We start from the raw sequence: 550 nt of genomic DNA, 5'->3' as shown, positions 1-550 counted from the left end.
TCGCCTTTTCCATATTAACCAGGGCTTCGGTGAGTTCGCCTTGGGAACGTTGGAGAGAAGCCATATTGGTGAGGGTAGTAGCTTCCCCCCGTCTATCCTCCACAGCCCTTCTTAGGGGTAAAGCTTGGTTGTAGTAGTCTAGGGCTGTTTGTTTTTCTCCCAGGGAGTCGTACACAGCGCCAATATTGTTGAGAGTAGCAGCTTCCCCCCGTCTATCCTCCACAGCCCTGAATAGGGGTAAAGCTTGGTTGTAGTAGTCTAGGGCTGTTTGTTTTTCTCCCAGGTCGGAGTACACATGGCCAATATTGTTGAGAGTACCAGCTTCCCCCCCTCTATCCTCCACAGCCCTTCTTAGGGGTAAAGCTTGGTTAAGGTAGTCTAGGGCTGTTTGTTTTTCTCCCAGGGAGTCGTACACAAGGCCAATATTGTTGAGAGTAGTAGCTTCCCCCCCTCTATCCTCCACAGCCCGATACAGGGGTAAAGCTTGGTTGTAGTAGTCTAGGGCTGTTTGTTTTTCTCCTAATAAATCATTAATTCTCCCCATACCCAG

General features: G+C 49.5%; 1 protein-coding gene. It reads right to left on the bottom strand.

Annotated features, from left to right (window positions below; all coding sequences use genetic code 11):
* The coding region (locus ACTIE0_RS24945; protein WP_439517086.1) for a tetratricopeptide repeat protein at positions 1-544 on the bottom strand (544 nt) is incomplete at its 3' end.
* Between the last annotated feature and the right edge of the window lie 6 nt (positions 545-550).

Source organism: Limnospira sp., assembly GCF_051859755.1.
GTDB lineage: Bacteria > Cyanobacteriota > Cyanobacteriia > Cyanobacteriales > Microcoleaceae > Limnospira > Limnospira fusiformis.
The sequence above is the reverse complement of the archived record's forward strand: the minus strand, read 5'-3'. Positions and strand labels throughout refer to the sequence as shown.